Annotated in this window: 22 protein-coding genes; all 22 read left to right on the top strand. The window is 37.8% G+C overall.

Features of this window, described 5'->3' with window-relative positions; translation table 11 throughout:
• The first annotated feature begins 72 nt into the window (after positions 1-72).
• The 22 genes from CZ487_RS18205 (at position 73) to CZ487_RS18095 (ending at position 21,941) form a co-directional block, all read left to right on the top strand.
• Complete coding sequence (locus CZ487_RS18205) at positions 73-735, top strand: HD domain-containing protein (protein WP_077215382.1); 663 nt, start codon at positions 73-75, stop codon at positions 733-735.
• Positions 716-2,605, top strand: a complete 1,890-nt coding sequence (locus CZ487_RS18200; RefSeq protein ID WP_077213710.1) for an ABC-F family ATP-binding cassette domain-containing protein — start codon at positions 716-718, stop codon at positions 2,603-2,605. Before CZ487_RS18205 ends, CZ487_RS18200 begins: the two co-directional genes overlap by 20 nt.
• A 133-nt stretch (positions 2,606-2,738) precedes the next feature.
• Positions 2,739-3,878, top strand: coding sequence for a conserved virulence factor C family protein (locus tag CZ487_RS18195; RefSeq protein WP_077213709.1), 1,140 nt, complete (start codon positions 2,739-2,741; stop codon positions 3,876-3,878).
• An 86-nt stretch (positions 3,879-3,964) separates the two neighbouring features.
• Positions 3,965-4,399 carry a BrxA/BrxB family bacilliredoxin gene (locus CZ487_RS18190; protein ID WP_077213708.1) on the top strand — a complete coding sequence of 145 codons (435 nt, stop codon included), beginning with the start codon at positions 3,965-3,967 and terminating at the stop codon, positions 4,397-4,399.
• Positions 4,400-4,459: 60 nt separating this feature from the next.
• The gene (locus CZ487_RS18185) at positions 4,460-5,233 is read left to right on the top strand and encodes a class I SAM-dependent methyltransferase (RefSeq protein ID WP_077213707.1); all 774 of its coding nucleotides are present in this window, start codon (positions 4,460-4,462) and stop codon (positions 5,231-5,233) included.
• Positions 5,234-5,543: 310 nt separating this feature from the next.
• A complete protein-coding gene (locus CZ487_RS18180) occupies positions 5,544-6,710 on the top strand; it encodes an LL-diaminopimelate aminotransferase (protein ID WP_077213706.1) in 1,167 nt (388 codons plus the stop codon).
• Positions 6,711-6,736: 26 nt separating this feature from the next.
• Positions 6,737-7,336: a YpjP family protein gene (locus CZ487_RS18175; RefSeq protein ID WP_077213705.1), complete on the top strand. Its 600-nt coding sequence runs from the start codon at positions 6,737-6,739 to the stop codon at positions 7,334-7,336.
• Between the two features lie 119 nt (positions 7,337-7,455).
• Positions 7,456-8,037 carry a TerD family protein gene (locus CZ487_RS18170; RefSeq protein WP_077213704.1) on the top strand — a complete coding sequence of 194 codons (582 nt, stop codon included), beginning with the start codon at positions 7,456-7,458 and terminating at the stop codon, positions 8,035-8,037.
• Positions 8,038-8,123: 86 nt separating this feature from the next.
• Positions 8,124-8,900, top strand: a complete 777-nt coding sequence (locus tag CZ487_RS18165) for a TerC family protein (protein WP_077213702.1) — start codon at positions 8,124-8,126, stop codon at positions 8,898-8,900.
• A 92-nt stretch (positions 8,901-8,992) separates the two neighbouring features.
• Positions 8,993-10,180 carry an HpcH/HpaI aldolase/citrate lyase family protein gene (locus tag CZ487_RS18160; protein WP_077213701.1) on the top strand — a complete coding sequence of 396 codons (1,188 nt, stop codon included), beginning with the start codon at positions 8,993-8,995 and terminating at the stop codon, positions 10,178-10,180.
• The gene (locus CZ487_RS18155; protein WP_237562917.1) at positions 10,134-11,498 is read left to right on the top strand and encodes a phosphoribosyltransferase family protein; all 1,365 of its coding nucleotides are present in this window, start codon (positions 10,134-10,136) and stop codon (positions 11,496-11,498) included. Before CZ487_RS18160 ends, CZ487_RS18155 begins: the two co-directional genes overlap by 47 nt.
• Before the next feature lie 2 nt (positions 11,499-11,500).
• A complete protein-coding gene (locus CZ487_RS18150; protein ID WP_077213698.1) occupies positions 11,501-12,613 on the top strand; it encodes a cysteine protease StiP family protein in 1,113 nt (370 codons plus the stop codon).
• A gap of 6 nt (positions 12,614-12,619) precedes the next feature.
• Positions 12,620-13,459: an HAD family hydrolase gene (locus CZ487_RS18145; protein WP_077213697.1), complete on the top strand. Its 840-nt coding sequence runs from the start codon at positions 12,620-12,622 to the stop codon at positions 13,457-13,459.
• Between the two features lie 418 nt (positions 13,460-13,877).
• Positions 13,878-15,521 carry a YceG family protein gene (locus CZ487_RS18135; protein ID WP_077213695.1) on the top strand — a complete coding sequence of 548 codons (1,644 nt, stop codon included), beginning with the start codon at positions 13,878-13,880 and terminating at the stop codon, positions 15,519-15,521.
• 5 nt (positions 15,522-15,526) lie between these two features.
• Positions 15,527-16,633 carry a toxic anion resistance protein gene (locus CZ487_RS18130; RefSeq protein WP_077213694.1) on the top strand — a complete coding sequence of 369 codons (1,107 nt, stop codon included), beginning with the start codon at positions 15,527-15,529 and terminating at the stop codon, positions 16,631-16,633.
• 59 nt (positions 16,634-16,692) lie between these two features.
• A complete protein-coding gene (locus tag CZ487_RS18125) occupies positions 16,693-17,304 on the top strand; it encodes a TerD family protein (protein ID WP_077213693.1) in 612 nt (203 codons plus the stop codon).
• Positions 17,305-17,374: 70 nt separating this feature from the next.
• The gene (locus CZ487_RS18120) at positions 17,375-17,953 is read left to right on the top strand and encodes a TerD family protein (RefSeq protein WP_077213692.1); all 579 of its coding nucleotides are present in this window, start codon (positions 17,375-17,377) and stop codon (positions 17,951-17,953) included.
• A gap of 151 nt (positions 17,954-18,104) precedes the next feature.
• Positions 18,105-18,806, top strand: coding sequence for an anthrax toxin lethal factor-related metalloendopeptidase (locus CZ487_RS18115; protein ID WP_077213691.1), 702 nt, complete (start codon positions 18,105-18,107; stop codon positions 18,804-18,806).
• A gap of 84 nt (positions 18,807-18,890) precedes the next feature.
• Entirely contained in the window at positions 18,891-19,685 is a 795-nt protein-coding gene (locus CZ487_RS18110; protein ID WP_077213690.1) for a thymidylate synthase, read from the top strand.
• Positions 19,682-20,170 carry a dihydrofolate reductase gene (locus CZ487_RS18105; RefSeq protein WP_077213688.1) on the top strand — a complete coding sequence of 163 codons (489 nt, stop codon included), beginning with the start codon at positions 19,682-19,684 and terminating at the stop codon, positions 20,168-20,170. Before CZ487_RS18110 ends, CZ487_RS18105 begins: the two co-directional genes overlap by 4 nt.
• Before the next feature lie 135 nt (positions 20,171-20,305).
• Positions 20,306-21,574, top strand: a complete 1,269-nt coding sequence (gene ilvA / locus CZ487_RS18100) for a threonine ammonia-lyase IlvA (RefSeq protein ID WP_077213687.1) — start codon at positions 20,306-20,308, stop codon at positions 21,572-21,574.
• Positions 21,575-21,728: 154 nt separating this feature from the next.
• Complete coding sequence (locus tag CZ487_RS18095) at positions 21,729-21,941, top strand: twin-arginine translocase TatA/TatE family subunit (RefSeq protein WP_077213686.1); 213 nt, start codon at positions 21,729-21,731, stop codon at positions 21,939-21,941.
• Positions 21,942-21,999: the final 58 nt, after the last annotated feature.

The raw sequence follows: 21,999 nt of genomic DNA, 5'->3' as shown, positions 1-21,999 counted from the left end.
CCTATATGACCCCATGAAGCGATTAATGTGACTTCATGGTAAAATAAAAGGGATGGAAAGCAGGTGGAGGATATTAACAAGGCAAATATAATTGAAGCAACGGAAAAATTTGTACAGGAAGTACTAGGACAAGACTCAACCGGTCATGACTGGTATCATATTGATAGAGTTCGTAAGGCGGCTCTTTATATCGCTGAAAAAGAAGGAAAAGGCAGCCCGTTCTTGGTTGAAATGGCAGCATTGCTGCATGATATTCCTGATGAAAAAATAAATGTCTCTAAAGAAGCTGGAGAGGGAAAGCTTGAAGTCTTTCTTCAAGCTTTAGCGATTGATACAACAGAAAAGCAGCGGATCAAAGAAATTGTTTATTGTATCTCGTTTAGCGCTGGAATTAAGGAGCTGCCAACGGTTGAGGCTGAGATTGTTCAGGATGCTGACCGGCTTGATGCTATCGGCGCGATTGGAATAGCGAGAACATTTGCCTATGGAGGACATAAAGGACAAGCGTTGTACGACCCTTCTTTAACGGTTAGAGAAAATATGACTATCGAAGAGTACCGTAAAGGAAAATCTTCCTCGATTCATCATTTTTATGAAAAGTTGTTAAAGTTGAAGGACCGCTTAAATACAGAGAGTGCAAAAAAATTAGCTGATAAACGCCATGCCTTTATGGAGCTATTTTTGAACGAATTTTACAATGACTGGAATGGTAAGTATGAAGATGATCTCGATTGAAAATGTGTCAAAAACATATGGAGAAAAACAGCTGTTTAACGATATCTCTTTCACGATTTCTGAAAAAGAACGTGTCGGTTTAATTGGTGTTAACGGGACAGGAAAATCGTCTCTGCTTAAAATTGTCGCTGGCGTTGATTTGCCCGATGAAGGGGAAATTGTAAAAGCAAAGGATTATAAGATTGCTTATTCAGCACAGGATCCTTTATTGAAGGATGATTTAACTGTTCTGGAGCAAGTTTTTGAAGGGGATGCACCGATTCTCAAACTTTTAAGGGACTATGAACAGACACTGATGTTATTAGAGTCGAAACCAAATGATTCAAGCCTTCAGGAGAATCTATACGAATATCAACGGAAGATGGATGCGATTGATGGCTGGGACGTGAGCACAAATGCAAAGACGATTTTAACGAAGCTGGGGATTGAAGCTTATGATAAGAAGATATCGGAGCTTTCTGGTGGTCAGAAAAAGCGGGTTGCTCTTGCACAGGTACTTATACAAGAAGCGGATTTACTGATTTTAGATGAACCGACAAACCACTTGGATTATGAATCAGTAAAATGGCTGGAGGAATACCTTTCGCGTTATAGTGGAGCCCTTTTACTCGTGACACATGATCGCTACTTCTTAGATCGTGTTACAAACCGCATGTTTGAACTGGAAGGCGGTAATCTTTATAGCTATAAAGGTAACTATGCTGCGTTTTTAGAGGCAAAGGCAGTTAGAGAAGAAAATGAAGCTGCGACTTTAGAGAAGAAGAAGAACTTATTTCGACGTGAGCTGGAATGGATTCGAAGAGGTGCCAAAGCGCGATCCACTAAACAAAAAGCAAGGATCGGGCGGTTTGAAACACTGGATGAGCAGATTTCTTCGGTTAAATCGTCTGACAAGCTGGATATGTCACTAAGCGGAAGCAGGCTGGGGAAGCAAGTTTTTGAGGTGAAGGATGCAAGCAAAGCATACGGATCACAAGTGATCATGAACCATTTTGATTTACTGGTAAAACCTGGGGATCGTTTAGGGATAGTCGGACGAAATGGAACGGGTAAATCGACGATGTTAAATATTCTTGCTGGGAAAATTCCGTTGGATTCTGGAGAAATTATCGTTGGACAAACGGTGAAAGTAGCCTACTATACACAGGAAAATGAGGATTTGGATGAGAATAAACGGATGATCGAATATTTGAAAGAGACAGCTCAGGTTGTCCAAACATCGGATGGAAAGACGATTTCCGCTGCCCAAATGCTGGAAAGATTCCTTTTTCCAACGTACACTCATGGGACTCCGATTCGAAAGCTTTCGGGTGGAGAAAAGCGTAGATTGTACCTTTTGAAAATCTTAATGTCTGAGCCTAATGTACTTCTCTTGGATGAACCGACAAATGATTTAGACACACAAACATTAACTGTTCTAGAAGATTATTTGGATGACTTTCCTGGTGTGGTAATTACCGTATCCCATGATCGTTATTTCTTAGATAAAGTTGCACAGCAGCTTCTTGTGTTACGTGGAGAGGGTGTCATTGATTCTTTCTATGGAAACTACACCGAGTTTTTGGAAAGTGATAAAGAGAAGGGGATCGAACCAGCAGAAAAGCCTGCAGGTGAAATTCCGAAAGTTCAAGAACAAGAAAAACCGAAAAAGAAAAAGATGACCTATAAAGAAAAGCTAGAATGGGAAAAAATTGATGATGATATTGCAAGTGTAGAAGAGCGCCTGCAAGAAATATCTGATGAGATTACCAAAACGGGCAGCGACTTTGAAAAAGCACAAGCATTAATGAATGAAGAAAATACATTAAATGAAAAGCTGGAATACCTAATTGAAAGATGGAGTTATCTATCCGAATTAGCCGAGGCTTAGCATATTGCTAAGCCTTATTTAGATTATAATAACATCAAAGCACTGTCCGCCTCAAACGGACTGTGTCTTTTGTTGGTACCTGGTACCTTGTTGATGTTAGAATGGTCCATATATGTTTAAAGAGGGTGAGAACTTGAAGATTAAAGCGATTGAGCCGACGCCAAGTCCGAATACAATGAAGATAATATTAGATGAAGAGCTTCCGATGGGGAAGAGCAATAATTATAAAAAGGAAACAAGTGAGGGTGCTCCGCCTGTAGTTCAGGAAATTTTAGCTATAGAAGGCATTAAGGGAGTTTACCATGTGGCGGATTTTCTTGCTGTTGAAAGAAATGCTAAATTTGATTGGAAAGAACTGCTCCCAAAAGTAAGAAAAGCATTCGGTGAGGAAGGGAACGAAGAAGATTCATCATCTGCAAAGGTCAATGATCACTTTGGTGAGATCAACGTTCAGGTACAAATGTTCAAAGGGATTCCCCTTCAAGTAAAGCTGACAGATGGTACGGAAGAACGCAGATTTGGGATGCCAGAAGCTTATACGAAAAAAATTGCTGAAGTTCAAGACGATCAAGGCAATTATATTTTGCAGAGAAAATGGAAAGATCATGGTGTCCGTTACGGAGATTTTGATGCTGTAGGTAAAGAGGTAGTAGAGGAATTAATCGCTGCCTATCCGGAAGAAAGAATAAAAACCTTAGTTGAGCAGGCGAAAAGCTCAGACCCGGTGATACAAAGACAGCCTAGAGCTAAAATAAAAGTAACACTTGAAGATTTAAATAATCCGGATTGGCAAAAACGCTACCAGCTGATAGAACAAATGGATGAACCAACCGTAAGTGATTTACCTGTATTAGACAAGGCGCTTGCGGATGAGAAAGCTTCGATTAGAAGACTGGCTACCGTATACTTGGGAATGATCGAGGATAAGCAAGTACTTCCTTATTTATATAAAGCACTAAATGATAAAACGGTTACGGTCAGAAGAACAGCTGGAGACTGTTTATCGGATTTAGGCTTTGAAGAAGCGCAGGGAGAAATGATGAAGGCGTTAAAGGATAAAAGCAAGTTAGTTCGCTGGAGGGCTGCAATGTTTTTATACGAAGTAGGAGATGAAGAAGCCTTACCAGCTTTAAAAGAAGCTGAAAATGATCCCGAATTTGAAGTGAGCATGCAAATTAAGCTTGCGATGGAAAGAATACAGCATGGTGAAGAAGCAAAAGGCTCCGTATGGAAACAAATGACCGAAGTTCGAAAAAATAATGATGCTGAATAAAATAAATAGCGGATGACTTAATTGCAAACGCGGCACGTATTATAGTATTCTAATCTTGGAAACAATTGTTAAGGAGGTCAACATTCATGTCGATGGCATATGAAGAATACATGAGACAAATGGTAAAGCCTATGCGTGAAGAGCTTGTTCAAGCTGGCTTTAATGAATTGCTCACACCTGAGGAAGTAGAGAAATTTATGGAAAATGCAACTGGAACGACGCTGGTTGTTATTAATTCCGTATGTGGTTGTGCAGCTGGTCTTGCACGTCCGGCAGCTACGCAGGCTGTTATGAATGCAGAAAAGAAACCAGACCAACTTGTAACGGTTTTTGCAGGACAAGAAAAAGACGCAACTGCAAAAATGCGTGAATATTTTGTGGGATATGAACCTTCTTCACCTTCAATGGCTCTCCTAAAAGGAAAAGAAGTTGTTCATTTTATTCCTAGACATGAAATTGAAGGACATCCAATGGAAATGATTATGGAGAACCTTTTAACAGCATTTGAAAACCATTGCTAAAAAGTAAGGATGTCGCCACGACATCCTTTTCTTTTAGATTAAACGAATTCAGGTGGGAATATGTTTGTTACAACAGCAGGGCGTACAGATGATGAAATGATACATAAAGCTAAAGGAATTGCCCTCAGCTTGAATGTCAGCTATATTGACAGGAAGAAACGGTCTATTATAAGCATGCAGGAGATTCAAGAAGATGATTGTTTAGTCGTAGGGAAGGAAAGGATTGAACTTTACCCTCTGGGCGAGAAACAGCCATTTTTCTTCCATCCTAACTCTAGTATGTTTCGTATAAAGAGGCTGATGGATGGTGATCATGATCCATTCGTTGATGCGACAGGAATGGTAGAAGGAAAGACACTGTTAGACTGTACGTTAGGGCTGGCATCTGATAGTATTGTTGCGAGCTGTGTTGCGGGTGAAGCAGGGAAAATTGTAGGTATTGAAGGAAGTCAATATTTAAGCTATATCGTTCGAGAAGGGCTTTTAAACTGGGACTCTGGTATAAGCGAAATGAATGAAGCTATGAGAAGAATTCAGGTCATTCCAAAAAGGTCTCTCGATTATATGAAAGAACTTGAAGATAATTCTTTTGATTGCGTGTACTTTGACCCGATGTTTGAGGAACGCATTCTCGAATCAGATGGAATTATCGGTTTAAGCCGTTTTGCACTATATGAAGATATCACCGATGAACTGATCGGCCACGCCTTACGGATTGCGACAGATAGAATTGTTCTTAAGGATCATTTCCGGAGCAGACGCTTTGAAAAGTTCGGTTTTCAAGTTCAGCGCAGAAAGACGGCGAAGTTTCATTTTGGTATAATTGAAAAATAATTATTGAGAGTGCATATCCTAATCGGAAAGCACTCTCTTTTCTTCTTTTAGAAAAATTAATCTACAATCGTTAAATACACAAAATAAGCTAATAGCAGTAAACTAGTGAGCATTGCAACGGTAGACATATGTTACTCCTCCCTTAATCGTATGACTTATTCTCAAATCGAAAGTTCCTCTTACCCAAATATATAAGCCTTAAAAAATTTTATGAACTTCTTGAAAAATATGAACCCTTTTTTCTCATCAAACGTAGAAAAGGTTATAATAATTTTATAGATTACTAGTTTACATGTGGGGGAATTGCAGAATGAAGATACAGAAGGCAGTACGTATGCAGAACTTTCAACAAAACATATTTTCTGAAATGGCAGACTATAAAAATAAAAAAATCTCTGAGGGAATGGATATTATTGACTTGAGTGTGGGGAGCCCTGACCTTCCACCGCCGCAGTTTATTATCGATGCTTTATCAAAGTCAGTTACGAACCCAAATATGTATGGGTACGCATTGAAGGGCATAAAAGAATTTCATGAAGGCGTTCAGGAATATTATCAAAAAAATCACTCTGTTCACTTAGATCGTGACAAAGAAATTTTATCATTGATGGGGTCTCAAGATGGATTGGTACATTTGCCAATGGTTATTTGTGATCCAGGTGATGTGATCCTCGTGCCTGATCCGGGTTACACCGCTTATGCAGCGGGTGCAGCACTTGCTGGGGCCGAAATGTATTCCATGCCATTGAAAAAAGAAAATCAATATTTGCCAGTCTTTAATGAAATTCCAGAAAACATTTGCGAGAAGGCGAAGCTGATGATACTTAACTTTCCTGGAAATCCAATTCCGGGGATGGCAACGAAGGGGTTTTTTGAGGAAGCCATTACTTTTGCAAAAAAACATAATATTGTCATCCTTCACGACTTTGCTTATTGTGAGCTTTATTACGAAGAAAAGCCTCTTAGCTTTTTATCTGTCGAGGGAGCTAAGGAAGTTGGAATTGAGATGAATTCCTTGTCAAAAAGCTTTAATATGGCAGGGTGCCGTGTTGCTTATGCCGCAGGTAATGAAGAAATAATTGCGTTGCTAGGGAATCTGAAGTCTAATCTTGACTATGGTGTTTTTTTGCCAATTCAATTGGCTGCTGTTCATGCACTTCGAGATCAGTCCGACTTTCTTGAGAAAAGCCGGAGTATTTACAGAAAACGCAGAGACACTCTTGTAGATGGTTTTAATAATATCGGCTGGCAGGTGGATTCGCCTAAAGCTTCCATGTTTATGTGGGCTGAGGTACCTTCACATTATACATCAAAACAATTTGCACTAGAGCTGCTAGATACAGCAGGGGTTGTTGTGACACCTGGAAATGCTTTTGGTAAGTGGGGAGAAGGGTTTGTAAGGGTTGCTCTAGTTCAGCCTGAAGAAACACTACTTATTGCACTGGAAAAGTTAAGGGAAAGTAAGATATTCTTGTAAAATATGAAGCGGAAGGGGTTCTTAAAATGCCTAGATGGGTAAGGAAATCGCTGGTCGTATTGGTAACGGTTTTAACATTTGGACTTGTTACCCCTCCACAATCATTCTTATATGATGAGGTTCAAGCGGAAAAGTCACCAAAAAGAGATCTATTAGAATCAAATCGCCAGGAACATAATGTTTCATCTGAACATTATTACGAAGAACAAGAATTGCCGGATAAACAAAAGTTCATTCAACAGCTGCTAAGTGATGCGGAGGCACAAACCTATGCGAAGTTTGGTGATAGAATAAAGCCGGTTATTGAAGATGAATTCCGAGAAGTTATTCTACCAAAAATTGAAAAAGCTATTGAAGAGGTTGCTTCACAATATGAAGAAGAAGAATTAAGACAGCTGGTGATTTCGGAATTCCCCGCGGGCGGACATTCAGAAAGGATCTTTAATATTGCCGATAATGGGAAAAATGAAGATATCATCAAATTCCATGTTAGGAAAGATCATCCGCCGCAATCTGGTTATTGGTTTAACTTTCATTACCATACCTACCATGATGATTTTCAAGAACATCATCACTTAGGTTCTATCTACTGGGATAAAAATACTCCTCCTAAATGGATGAGTTAAGACAGTTTATTTGAAATTTTGTTAGCTTTATGAAAAAATATGGTTGTGGTTTTGAAACTTTTTCAATTTTTAATTCGTAGAGATACTATGAAACAAATTAACTCAGTGGAGGTATAAACATGGCAATTAGTTTATCTAAAGGACAAAAAGTAGATCTAACAAAAACAAATCCAGGAATGACAAAAATAGTCGTCGGATTAGGATGGGATACAAATAAATATGATGGCGGGCACGATTTTGATTTAGACTCATCTGTTTTCCTATTAGGAGACAATGGAAAAGTTACATCTGAAAGTGATTTTATTTTCTATAACAATACAACAGGTGGAAATGGATCAGTTGTACATACAGGAGATAATCGTACGGGTGAGGGAGACGGTGATGATGAGCAGGTTGAAATAAATCTTGCAAATGTCCCAGCTAATGTTCAGCGCATTACCTTTACAATCACGATTCATGATGCGGAAGCTCGAAGCCAAAACTTTGGGCAAGTATCAAATGCGTATGCAAGAGTGCTAAATGCAGACAATAATGAAGAATTAATACGTTATGATTTAGGTGAAGATTTCTCTATCGAAACTGCGCTTGTTGTAGGTGAATTATACCGTCATAATGGTGAGTGGAAATTTAGCGCAATTGGCAGCGGCTACCAAGGCGGTCTAGGTGCATTAGCAACTGATTTTGGTTTACAGGTTGGGTAATCAATCAACTCAATGGTTAAAAGACTCGGCAATGCCGAGTCTTTTAACTGAAAACTTCATATACGATCTTGGGAGGAACTTCTAGAATGGAAATATTGCAAGGAATTTTAAATACTTATGCCATGTTCTTTGATTGGCAAATGTGGGCAGAAGTATTATCAGATCCTGTGAGCTGGGGACTAATTGGAACCCTCGTCATCATGGAAGGGTTATTGTCAGCGGACAATGCTCTTGTTTTAGCTGTAATGGTTAAGCATTTGCCGGAGAAACAACGCCGAAAAGCACTGTTCTACGGACTATTAGGTGCCTACATATTCCGCTTTATTGCGATTGGAGTAGGGGTGTACTTAATTGAATTTTGGTGGGTAAAGGTTTTAGGGGCAGGTTACCTAGCATGGCTCTCACTTAAATACTTCCTTGATAAGCGTAAAGCTTCGGAGGAAGAAGATAATGAAGATGCAGAAAAAGCACTGCAAAAAACAGGCCTTCTTATTCGGTTGTTTGGGAACTTCTGGGGGACGGTTGTTGCTGTTGAAATTATGGATATTGCTTTTTCGATCGACAGTGTTCTCGCTGCATTCGGGATCAGTCAAGAAGTCTGGATCCTGCTGCTTGGTGGTATTCTCGGCGTGTTGATGATGCGGGGAGTGGCTGGTATATTCTTAAAACTCATCGATCGTGTGCCTGAAATTGAAACAACGGCGTATGTGTTAATTATGATGATTGCTGTTAAAATGTTCTTAGGAGTATTCCATATTCATATTCCACACAGTTATTTCTTCGTATTACTGTTAGTAGCATTTGGCGCAACATTCATCGTTCACTTTAGAAATAAGAAGAAAGCATCTCAAGCTGAAAGTTAACAGCATAGATATATGAATAACAAGGGGAATAAAAGGGAGCAGACATTAGTCCGATCCCTTTCTTTTTTATTTAGAAATAAGGAGATCAAGATATGAAATTTTTTTCCGATCTGTATGAAAGCGATTTAGAGCAATATTTTTTTAAAAGACCAGAATCATTTAATAAATTTTCTGAACGGGATCTATTAGCCTATGGTCTTGGGGCGACGCTGTATATGCCGGCGACAAGAAAAAATATCTACCAGGACCTTATTTCCAAAAAACATGGCGGACTAACTTCATTAGTGATTTGTCTTGAGGATGCGATCGGGGATGAAGAGGTTGATGGGGCGGAACAGCATCTTGTCTCGGAACTCATAAGCCTCCATCATGATTTACATAAAGGATACATACATTTAGAAGACCTCCCTCTCATTTTTATTAGAATCAGAGACCACGGTCAACTTGTAAGATTGATAGAATCATTACAAGCGAGTTTAGACGTTATTACCGGTATTGTTATTCCAAAATTCAAAGCATCGGATGGAGAAAATATTTTGTCTGAACTATCGAAAATTCAGTCCAAGCATTCTCCTCTTTATGCTATGCCTATATTAGAAACAAGAGAGGTTATCTACAAGGAAACGAGAACAAAGGCTCTGGTGGATATTAAAAATGTATTGGATGCTTATAAAGATTTAATTTTGAATGTGCGCATCGGTGCAACAGATTTCTCAGGATTATTCGGGATTCGCAGAAACTCGGATACCCCGGTTTACGATGTCTCTGTCATACGAGATTGTATTTCGGATATCATCAATATGTTTGTTCGACTGGATAGCCCATATGTTGTTTCAGGCCCTGTTTGGGAGTATTTTTCACCAACAGACCGAGTGTTGAAGCCGCAAATCCGCCAAACACCATTTCGTGAGAAGTTTGGAAATGAGGGAATTAAATGGCGGCAGGAGTTAATTGGCAGTCATTTAGATGGGTTTATTAGAGAAATTCTCATGGACATCAGCAACGGAATTGTAGGAAAGACGATTATCCATCCAACACATATTAGACCAGTACAAGCACTTAATGTTGTCTCCTTTGAAGAGTATATGGACGCGGTTAGCATACTCTCGGAAAATAACGGAAAAGTAGGTGTTATGAAAAGCCAGTTTTCTAATAAAATGAATGAGGTTAAGCCTCATCTCTATTGGGCTAATAAAATCATGTTAAAATCTAAAACATTTGGGGTGCTTCGAAGTGACTATACGTACATTGACTTACTCAAACAAGAAAGCTACGTATAATATATTAGATGATTTATATATTGAATTAGAGATACAGGAAAATCCTTATAACATTCCCTTAGACCATCTATTTGACATGGCCGCTAGAATCAATAAGAAAAGATCCTTCTTATTTGTTAGTAAGGTGCTGGGAAAGCATATACCGATTCGTCCAGAGAAAGGGATATTGACTGGTTATCTGCTGGCGGGCAGGTATATGGAAAAAGTTAAAAGAGAAACGATAAGCGAACAATACGATTTACTAGAACAATTGATTAGTACTTCCCCAGTTGTTGAATTTAATCCGATTGTTCATGATAACTATCATCCTATTATTATTGGTTTTGCTGAAACAGCGACCGCTCTTGGTCATGCTTTCTTTGAGGCTTTTTCCAATGCGGATTATTTTCATTCAACGAGAGAAATGCTGCGAGATGTTGACCCGGTTATTACTTTTGAAGAGGAGCATTCTCATGCAACTTCACATCGAGCTTATATCGACGAAGGGTTATTAGATAATGATCGAGAAATTATTCTTGTTGACGATGAGATAACGACAGGAAAAACGGCCCTTAACATTATTCGGTCTTTACATAGTAAATTTCCAAGACAAGAGTACAGTGTTGTATCGATATTAGATTGGCGTTCAAAAGAAGATGAAAAAAGCTTCGAAGAGATGGAAAAAGAACTTGGCATTACGATTTCAACTGTGAGCTTAATAAAAGGAACTGTAACGACATCGGGAGAGCTTAATCGTAGGGAAAAGTTGCAAGAATTTGAGTTTAGCGATGTAGAGGTATCTCCGAAGGTAGAGGTTCATATTCTCGAAAATCATTTACACAGTAATCAACAATCTTATGAGTTTGCTAATAAGAGTGAGGACGGTACCCCTTATATTTTAGAAACAGGACGTTTTGGAATCACCTCATTGGAACACGAGCAAGCGGTAGAATGGATGAAAAGAGTGGGAATGGAACTTTCAAAACTGCGTACCGGTGACAGAACGCTCTGCCTTGGAACGGGAGAATTTATGTATCTCCCAATGAAAATAGCTTCTTTCATGGGGGATAATGTCTTTTACCATTCGACAACAAGAAGTCCGATCTATGACTTTAATAAGGAAGGGTATGGAGTTAGGAACCGCTTTGCTTTTCAAAGTCCAGAAGACCCAAACGTCCAAAATTATTTATATAATATTTCTGAGCAGCAGTATGATGAGATCTTTCTATTTTTTGAAAGAGAATTGGAATTGTCCGAGTTGTCTAGTTTAATGAATTCCTTAAAAACAACGAAAATTAATGATGTTAAATTGATCTTTTTTAGTGGAAGGCAGGTGTAACAATGAATAAACTGATTTCTTCGAACTACGTAAAAATGGGGTCTTACTCGGAAGAGGATGTGAAATTCCTCCTGAAAGACTTGAGTAATATTCAATTAGAAGGTTCTACAGAAACAAGAGAGAAAAGGATTCAGTCAGGAGAACACTACAGTGAATCCTTGCCGATGGAATATCACCCTCCTAAGGAGTATTTAGAGCTTTTTCATCAAACTCTATTAGAATACAAAAATAATGTTGCCTTATACGTTGGGGTTGTAGCAGAGCAAATCCTTAAAAATAAGGGGGAAGATGCTGTTCTCGTTTCATTAGCGAGAGCTGGAACACCGATAGGGATTTTAATAAAAAGATATATTCGCTGGAAGTATGAAATTAATCTTGCACATTATAGTATATCGATTATAAGAGGCAGAGGTATAGATAAAAACGCCATAAAATATATGCTGCAGAAGCACTCAGCGAGCGACCTGCAATTTGTCGACGGCTGGACTGGAAAGGGTGCAATTTCAAAGGAACTTACGAAATCATGCCGTGACCTTAAAGATCAACATGGAATTGAACTAGATGACACTCTAGCGGTTGTAGCTGATCCTGGTCATTGCACCACTCTTTTTGGTACAAGAGATGATTTTTTAATTCCCAGCGCTTGCTTGAATTCCACGGTTTCAGGACTAGTAAGCCGTACGGTATTAAATGATCAATATATTGGACAGAACGATTTTCATGGAGCAAAGTATTACCGAGAGTTAAGTGATGTTGATTATTCAAATGACTATTTAAATGAAATAGCAAGCTGTTTTCCTGCAGTAAGGCAGAAAGTTTCTTTGAAACTAAGTGAATTATCAAAGGTGAATGCACAACCAACCTTTAGCGGCTTAAGCACTGTCCACAAAATAATGGAGGAATTTAATATTACGGATGTAAATCGTGTTAAGCCTGGAGTGGGAGAAACAACAAGAGTACTTTTAAGAAGAGTTCCGTGGAAAATTTTAATTAAGGATATGGATAGCCCATACGTTAAGCATATTCTCATGCTTTGTAATGAGAAGAATGTACAAATAGAAGAGTATCCAAATATGGAATATACTTGCTGCGGGTTAATCAAAAATGTGAGGTGACAGCATATGATGTTTGCATCCGATCTTGACAGGACGCTTATTTTTTCCAATAAAGCTTTGGCAGATTACCCAAGTAAGGATCCTTTGGATATGATTCCAATCGAAAGAAAACTAGGTGAACCCATCTCCTATATGACAAGAAGGTCGTATGACCTCCTTCAAGACATCTCGAAAAAAATATTATTTGTGCCGGTAACGACAAGAACATTATCACAATATAATAGGATCGCTTTTGATCGTATGAACATTATGTATGCTGTTACGTCCAATGGAGCTAATATTCTGTATCAAGGTCAGCCATTAATGGAATGGAGTAACAGGATAAGAAGGGAATTACTAGAAAGTGCATTCCAAAGAGAAGAATTAATCTCAATGATAAAACAAAGGGCGCAAGGGATAAAAGGTGAATTAAGAGCCGTTGAGGATTTGTTTTTTTATTATTACTTGGATGAAAGTATTAGCAGTGAGCTTTTTAATGAAATAGAAGCATTTATAGATGGAAAAAATTGGAAAGTATCTTTGCAAGGGAGAAAGCTCTATTTTATGCCTGCGGCTATCTCGAAAGGAAAGGCAATAGCTTATATTCGAGAAAGAGAAGAAAAGTCAACTTTAATAGGTGCTGGGGATTCTCTGTTTGATGATGATTTTTTGCAGATAAGCACTTTTCCTTTTGTACCTGGTCATGGGGAGTTAGCTCATAGTCATACTTTGCAAAAGCGTTATGTCGTAACGGAAAATAAAGGAGCAAAGGGAGGAGAAGAATTGCTTGAGTCCATTCTTCAGCTAATCACAAAAAATGATTCTGCATCAGACTACTCCCTCAGCCATTTGCTTAATAATAAATAAAAAGCTATACATATACCGCTAAATAAAAGAAAAATTGCACCAGCAATCATATATGATTGATGTAAAGGAAATAGAATAAAAGTCAGCAAGAGTGATAAAAACAAGAGGTCAATATAAATAAATATTGGTGCAGCCATAACATTTTGTATTAATGCAAGCTCAGTCTCGAGATCTTTCGAAGCTGGTCTTGGATAAAAGGTTCGCATGTATTTCACCTTCCATAAGTCAGTACTCAAACTATATGCGTGGACAAAGAAAAAGGTGAAAATGACACTCAGAAATATGAAACCTTTTCAAAGTTTCAATCGTAATAGATAATATAGCTTTTTAGAAATGCAGCAGAACATATGATATGATGGAAATAGTTTTACAAATGTTGTGATTTTAGCTTTTTGCTTATGAAGGGGAAGGGAAGAACATGAACCCATCATACAATCAACTACAGACTCATATTTTGCCTTTGTCCCAGGAAAACTGGTTAAAGACATTGAAAAAGCCGTCCGCTGAACGGCAGCATTTTCAAATTGATCAAGGTACTTTGCATATAGGGCAGGTAGTCAGTCTGTTCCTTGGTATCCCGATTGACGAGGATGAATACTACAATCAACTATACGATTACGTCCATACAACAGAAGTAGGTTTAAAGCTTTTAAGTGAGGACACGCTTGATAAAAAAATTGACAATGAACAATTTCAGTCCATTCAAAAAGTTTTAAATATTAATCGAGAACAAAATCTTTCAATCAATCGATTTGTAGCATTTTTAGATGGAGAACAATTAATCATAAAGTCTAAAAACCCGGCGATGCATCGTAAACTAAGAGCAGCAATGATAAGTACGCTGGAAAAGTTTAAAGAAATAGAACCACAAGGGTTAAAAAATAACACCCTCATGCGTGTTTTGGTTGACTTAGTAAAATGGTCCTTTAATCATTTGCAGCCGGAATTGCAAAGTTTTGATCCTGAAGAAAAGTTCCCTAAGTTTCTTTGGTATGGTGATTATAAACGAAGTCATATCTATTTTCTTTATTATTTGATCCAATTGGGCTGCGATATCGTAGTTTTTAGCCCGGGTGGAAAGAATGTTCTCATGGAAGTGGACAAAAATGACAACCTTGCCTTTGTGCATAAATATCCAAACGTTAAGGAAGCTGAACCTTTTCCATTGGAAAAAAGAAGTAGAAAATCAACGGTAGCTTACAAAGCTTCAAGGGAGATTGAAACCATATTAAACCACGAAGGTTCCGGACTTTATAAGCCTTGGCAGCTAAGAGATTATACGCCATCATCCATCACTTTAAAAACTACCTATGATGAGTTATTTTTACTTATGAAAGAAATTGCGATGGTTCGTCCTGAATTTGAAGTGGAGAATGGCGTGGTTAAAATCCCAACGATTTTTGCGAAAATTCAAGGAGTCAGTAAAAATCGTAAAGAGTACTGGGACCGGTTACACTCAATCATTGGTTATGATAGCAGTTTATTGATAAAACAACTCCCTTTTTCAAGAGCGGTAACGAATGATTTTCGCTTTCATTTTCGCGATGCCATTGGTCAGGACGGACTTTTAATTGCTGAGAAGATGATAAACAGCCATTATTGGCGGTATGGTCATCTTCCAACAGGATTACAAAAAGGGATTGCGAACGCAATTCGGAATATTTGTGCTAAACCGGCCCTAAAGCCGATCCATAGGGAAACGGTTGAAGATGTAAAAATGTATTTATTTACACAAGGTATGCAGATACCATCAAATATTTTAAAACTTCTTCAACAATTTGATTATTCTCAAGAGGTTCCGAAACTAGTTATATATAATAACGAATTGAATGGAACATTAACGAGAACTGATGCAGCATTACTTCTTTTGTTAAACCAGTTTGGGATTGATATAATTCTATATAATCCACCGGGTCATAATGATATTGAAAATTTCATTGATGACGGCCTGTATGATACTCACTGGCTGGAGGATGTTGTATTTGATCAAGAATTTAAAGAACCATCTTTTGTGAAAAGAATCTTACGTCAAGGACTATTTAGAAATTTAAGGGGAGATTGATATCGATGAATCAGCAGCAGAATTCGAATATCGACCTGATGGTTAAAAACCCAGACGATAAATTATCTGAAACAAAGGTATCCGAAATAAAGCTCGCACTCCGTAATGAACCCGAGGTACAACAGCTTGCTAATTCGATTGACGTACGGGATCAAATTCAAGTGCTGGAGTTTGGAAAAGAACCCGCTGTAGAAATTTCGAGATTTTCTGATCAAATTTTAAGTAATATGCGAACGACAAAGGTTGAAGATTCCGGGGAACTGTTAAAACAGCTCGGGAAAATTATGGATAAATTTGATAAGAAAGACTTTGAACAGACCTCAGGTGGATTTTTTGGCAAACTATTTAAGCGCGGCGAGAAGATGATTGAAAAATTGTTTGGCAAATACCAAACAATGGGTGGAGAAATAGATAAAATCTATGTCGAAATCTCGAAATATCAAAATGAGATGGTTGATTCAACACATATGCTAGAAAGAATGTATGAACAAAACTATCAATACTATTTAACGTTAGAAAAATATGCAGTTGCTGGTGAGATGAAAGTGGAAGAACTGAAAAATGTTCAGCTTCCGCAGCTGGAATCTCGTGCAGCCTCTGGAGATCAATTAGCATCTATGCAGTTAGATACATTAAGAAACGCGATTGAATTATTAGAGCAAAGAGTGTATGACCTTGAAATGGCAAAGATGGTTGCACTTCAAACAGCTCCGCAAATTCGTCTGCTGCAAAGAGGAAATACAAAGCTTATTGGTAAAATCAATTCTGCTTTTGTAACGACGATTCCAATTTTTAAGAATGGTCTTATCCAGGCAGTTGCAGCTAAAAGGCAGAAACTTGTCGCTGATTCTATGAATGAACTTGATAGAAGAACGAACGAGATGCTTCTCCGCAATGCTCAAAATATTTCGCAGCAAAGTGCTGATATTGCGAGATTAGCTGGTGGTCCAAGCATAAAAATAGAAACCATTGAGGAGTCTTGGAGCATCATCATGAAGGGGATGCAGGAGACTAAGTCTATTGAAGAAGAAAACAAGCGGTTACGAATAGAAGGAACAAAGAAGCTCGAACAACTTCAAGAAAACTTCAAAAAAATGAAGCTGCAAGGGTAATATTTGGATTCTTCATTCAGAAATAAAATTTAGTTAAATAATTATTTGGGGTGGTAAAATTGGCAATTAACTTACAAAAAGGTCAACGTGTAGATTTAACAAAAGGAAATCCTGGATTATCTAAAATATTAGTAGGTCTTGGCTGGGACCCTGTTGAAAATCGCGGAGGCGGCGGATTTCTAGGATCATTATTCGGAGGTGGAGGAGGAGCAAACATTGACTGTGATGCTTCTGTCATCATGCTGGGTGAAGGGGATAAACTGCTAAGTAATAATGATGTTATTTACTTTGGTAACTTAAAAAGTAAAGATGGAAGTGTACAGCATTCAGGTGATAACCTTACAGGCCACGGAGATGGCGATGATGAACAAGTCCATATTGAGTTAAGCAGAGTACCAGCTAACATTCAAAAGCTTGTGTTTGTCGTTAACATCTATGATGCAGTAAAAAGAAAACAGCATTTTGGTTTAATTAGAAATGCATTTATTCGAGTTGTTAATCCTGCGACAAGCCAAGAACTCATTCATTATAACTTAACAGATGATTATAATGGAAAAACTAGTTTAATTGTAGGTGAAATCTACCGACATGGTACAGAGTGGAAGTTTGGAGCAATTGGAACAGGTACAACAGCGGCAAGCTTGGGAGAAGTAGTCCGTTCTTATTCATAATATTGGAATTGATGCTAAAAATGGCCAAATGCTAACCACTGATTAAAAAATCTTATAAGAGGTGTATAGTATGGGAATAAATCTAGCAAAAGGACAACGGATTGACTTAACTAAAACAAATCCAGGGCTGACAAAAGTAATTATTGGACTTGGTTGGGATACGAACCGCTATGATGGTGGACAAGACTTCGACTTGGATGCATCTGCCTTTTTAACGGATGAGAACGGAAAGGCCGTGAACGATGTAGATTTTATTTTCTATAATAATTTAGTTCATCCTTCTGGTTCAGTTGAACATACTGGGGATAATCGCACAGGCGAAGGTGATGGCGATGATGAACAAATTAAAATTGATTTTAGTAAGGTCCCATCACATATTCATCGTATTGCCATCTCGGTTACGATTCATGATGCTGATTCCAGAAACCAGAACTTTGGGCAAGTGTCAAATGCCTTCGTAAGAGTGGTTAACGAAGATAATAATGAAGAGGTTCTTCGGTATGATTTGGGAGAAGACTTTTCTGTGGAAACAGCAGTTGTTATTTGTGAGTTGTATAAGCATAATGGTGATTGGAAGTTTAGTGCAGTAGGCAGTGGTTTTTCTGGTGGACTAGCTGCACTTTGCCGGAACTTTGGTCTTCAAGTTTAATCAGATATAGAGATCTGGATGAAGAAGTAGAGCTGCTATTATTTAGCAGCTTTTCTTCTTGTTTCCTAATCCGGAATATTTCTCTCATATGCTTTGTTACTATATTGATATGTTATAATTTTAGTAATGAGGTCATAAGGAGAGAACGGCTTTGAGAAAAATAACCATTATTTTCTTTACTTTAATAGTTTCTTTAACCTTACTTGGTAATTCGAAGCCTTTTTATGACGGTATACTATTAAAATATTTCTCTAGTAATTCTGCTATAAAAAAATCACTTCAAATTGACAATGCTGATATTTTAAATGAAATTATTGTGCTTCCTAATGAACCATTCGATATAAATGAGGCCGCAGCGATTATAAATCGGGTAGATAAGCTTCCTCATTCACTTCTAATGAAAATACATGGACAACATATCATTATAAAGCTTTTTACGGGAAAGCTAACAGATAACCCAACGGCTGATCATTTACGAGGGTTGATTCCTAGAGGATATACAAGTGAGAAAAAATGGGATGATGTTCCAGGCATTGGCGGTGGAAGGACAGTGTTGGTGAAAATTGGCCATAGCGAAGAAGGGATGGGGCATGGTTCGATTAATTTAGAGCTTCACGAGCTTGCGCATTCGATTGATCAGAAAGTCTACCAGCAGCTGCGTTACAACCCGAATTTTATTGAAATATGGAAGCAAGAAAGCAGTCGCTTATTTCCTGATTCAATTTACGAACAAACCTTTCAAGAAGAATATTTTGCGGAAAGTTTCGCGATGTTTTATTTGAATGATGAATCGAACAGAGAACTCAAAGACAAGGCTCCGAAAACCTATGAATTTATTAAACATTTAAAATAGGTTAATATTTTTAGCTCATTGATTTTTTTTTGTATTTCCCTTATGTTAAAAATAATGATTTTTGGATTGGTAGAGGTGTAATGAATGGAACAGTATTTAAAGTTATGTCAACATGTTTTAGAAAACGGTGAAAAGAAAGGTGACAGAACAGGGACTGGTACAATCAGTACTTTCGGTTATCAGATGCGTTTTAATCTACAAGAAGGCTTTCCCCTATTAACCACAAAAAAACTTCATGTTAAATCAATTATTCATGAGCTGATTTGGTTTTTAAAGGGCGACACCAATATCAAATATCTTCAAGATAATGGAGTCCGAATTTGGAATGAATGGGCGGATGAAGAAGGGAATCTAGGACCGGTCTATGGGCAGCAGTGGCGTTCATGGAAGACGGCTGATGGTGATACAATTGACCAGATCTCAAGCCTAATAAAGCAAATAAAGGAGAACCCTCACTCTAGAAGATTAATTGTCAGTGCTTGGAATGTAGGAGATGTGGAAAAAATGGCGCTGCCTCCGTGCCACTGTTTATTTCAATTCTACGTTTCGGATGGCAAACTTTCTTGTCAACTTTACCAGAGGTCCGCTGATATCTTTTTAGGTGTTCCATTTAATATCGCCTCATATGCTTTGTTAACATTAATGATCGCACAAGTATGTGATCTAGAACCGGGAGATTTTATCCATACACTAGGTGATGCACATATATACAGTAATCACCTTGAGCAAGTTCGTTTACAGTTGTCCAGGGACCCATATCCATTGCCAAAGATGAAGTTAAACCCAGAGGTTAAAGATATATTTAGCTTTAAGTATGAGGATTTTGAATTGGTTGACTATGTTGCACATCCTCATATAAAAGGAGTTGTAAGTGTATGATTTCTTTCATGTGGGCAATGGATGAAAATCGCGTGATCGGCAAAGACAATCAGCTTCCCTGGCATCTTCCGGAGGATTTGAAATTTTTCAAGAGGACAACAATGGGCCACCCGATTATTATGGGAAGAAAAACGTTTGAATCGATTGGGCGTCCGCTGCCAGGTCGGGAGAACATCGTGATTACAAGAAATTTAGAGTATCAATTTCATGACTGTACAGTGCTTAATAGCACTGACGAACTTTTGTCCTATTGTGAAGAAAAACCAGATGAAGAGTATTTTGTCATTGGTGGTGCAGAAATTTTTAAAGAACTTTTGCCAAATGCTGATCGACTTTATATTACTCAGATTCACGAAAAGTTTCCTGGGGACACGTTTTTTCCGCCTTTGAGTCTTGAAGGGTGGGAACTTCTTTCAAAAGAGAAAGGAATAAAAAACGAAAAGAACCCTTATGACTATGAATTTTTGATTTATCAGCGACGATAGGAAACCTATGGCTCAATTAGATGTCCTGCAAATTATTTTAAGAGACAGAAAATTTGCTATTATGGTTGAAATGACTACTGAAAGTGATATAATTTATAAATTAAATTAATTAACGGTAGAAATGAGGGAAATGATATGGAACAAGAAGTGTTAAAAAAGAAATGGGTGCAATTAGAGGATATTATTATTGCATACCAGCAGTTGAAAGATATCGTTGCCCATACACCGTTACAGAAGAACGAACGATTATCTGAAAAGTACGACTGTAATGTATATTTAAAAAGAGAAGATTTACAGCATGTCCGTTCCTTTAAGCTCAGAGGAGCTTTTTATAAGGTTAAATCGCTCGATAAAGAATCACTAAAGAACGGTGTTGTGTGTGCAAGTGCCGGAAACCATGCTCAAGGGGTTGCATATGCATGCCGTCAACTAGGGGTAAATGGGAAAATTTACATGCCAACAACAACTCCTAAACAAAAAGTTAAACAAGTGGAATTGTTTGGAAGAGAGAATGTTGATATTGTTTTAGTAGGAGATACTTTTGATGATTCTTATCGTGAAGCGATTGCTTGTGCAAAGGATGAAAATAGGTCTTTTATCGATCCATTTAATGATGAAATGGTCATCGCAGGACAGGGTACGGTAGCCGTAGAAATCTTAAATGATAGTGATGAAAAGATTGACTATGTACTTGCAAGCATCGGTGGCGGAGGTTTAATGTCGGGTTTGAGTACTTATTTTAAGAGTATTTCCCCTGATACAAAGATGATTGGCGTTGAACCTGCTGGCGCTGCATCCATGAAGGAGTCTTTGCTGCATAATGGAGTGACAACGCTAGAATCAGTTGATAAATTTGTAGATGGTGCTTCTGTAGCCACACCTGGAAGCAAAACGTTTGATATCTGCAAAGAATTGCTAGATGATATTATTGTTGTTCCTGAAGGGAAAGTTTGTACTGGAATCCTTGAATTATACAATGAACATGCAATTGTTGCGGAACCAGCTGGTGCCTTGCCGTTTGCTGCACTTGATTTATACAAGGATCAAATAAAAGGTAAAAATGTAGTTTGTGTGATAAGCGGTGGAAATAATGATATTAGCAGAATGCAGGAAATTAAAGAACGTTCTTTATTATATGAAGGCTTGCTTTACTATTTTATCGTTAATTTCCCTCAAAGAGCAGGTGCGTTAAGAGAGTTTCTTGATGAGGTTCTTGGCCCAACTGATGATATTACAAGATTTGAATATACTAAGAAAACGAATAAAGAGAACGGTCCAGCTCTAGTAGGAATTGAACTGCAAAGAAAGGAAAACTATCAGGGCTTAATTGACCGTCTGAACAAGAAAGGATTTTCTTTCATGGAAGTAAATAAGGATCAAGATCTTTTTAATTTGCTAATTTAATTTTAATTTTGGGAAATGAACTTCATCACATATTGTAAATTTTTTTAAGGGAATGTGAAATTCTTATGAACAATCATGTTTATTTCCCCAAAACTTTAGAAAAGATACTATAATCATATTAGCATTACAAGTTTAATAAAGGGGTTGTTCTACCATGTTGTCAAACATCGGAGTACCTGGTTTAATATTGATTTTAGTTTTAGCATTAATTATATTTGGTCCTAAAAAGCTTCCTGAAATTGGACGCGCTTTTGGACAGACTCTTCGTGAGTTCAAAAAATCTACTCGTGAATTAACTAGCGATGTAATGGATGAATTCGAAGAAGAAAAGAAGGAATTAAAGGAAATGACGAAGGTGACAAAATAAGGTGTGAGATCTTAATCTTACACTTTTTTTCTTCAAATTGACTTATTAGATTATTTAC

It is taken from the genome of Robertmurraya dakarensis, from assembly GCF_900156875.1.
GTDB classification, from domain to species: Bacteria; Bacillota; Bacilli; order Bacillales; family Cytobacillaceae; genus Robertmurraya; species Robertmurraya dakarensis.
The sequence above is the reverse complement of the archived record's forward strand: the minus strand, read 5'-3'. Positions and strand labels throughout refer to the sequence as shown.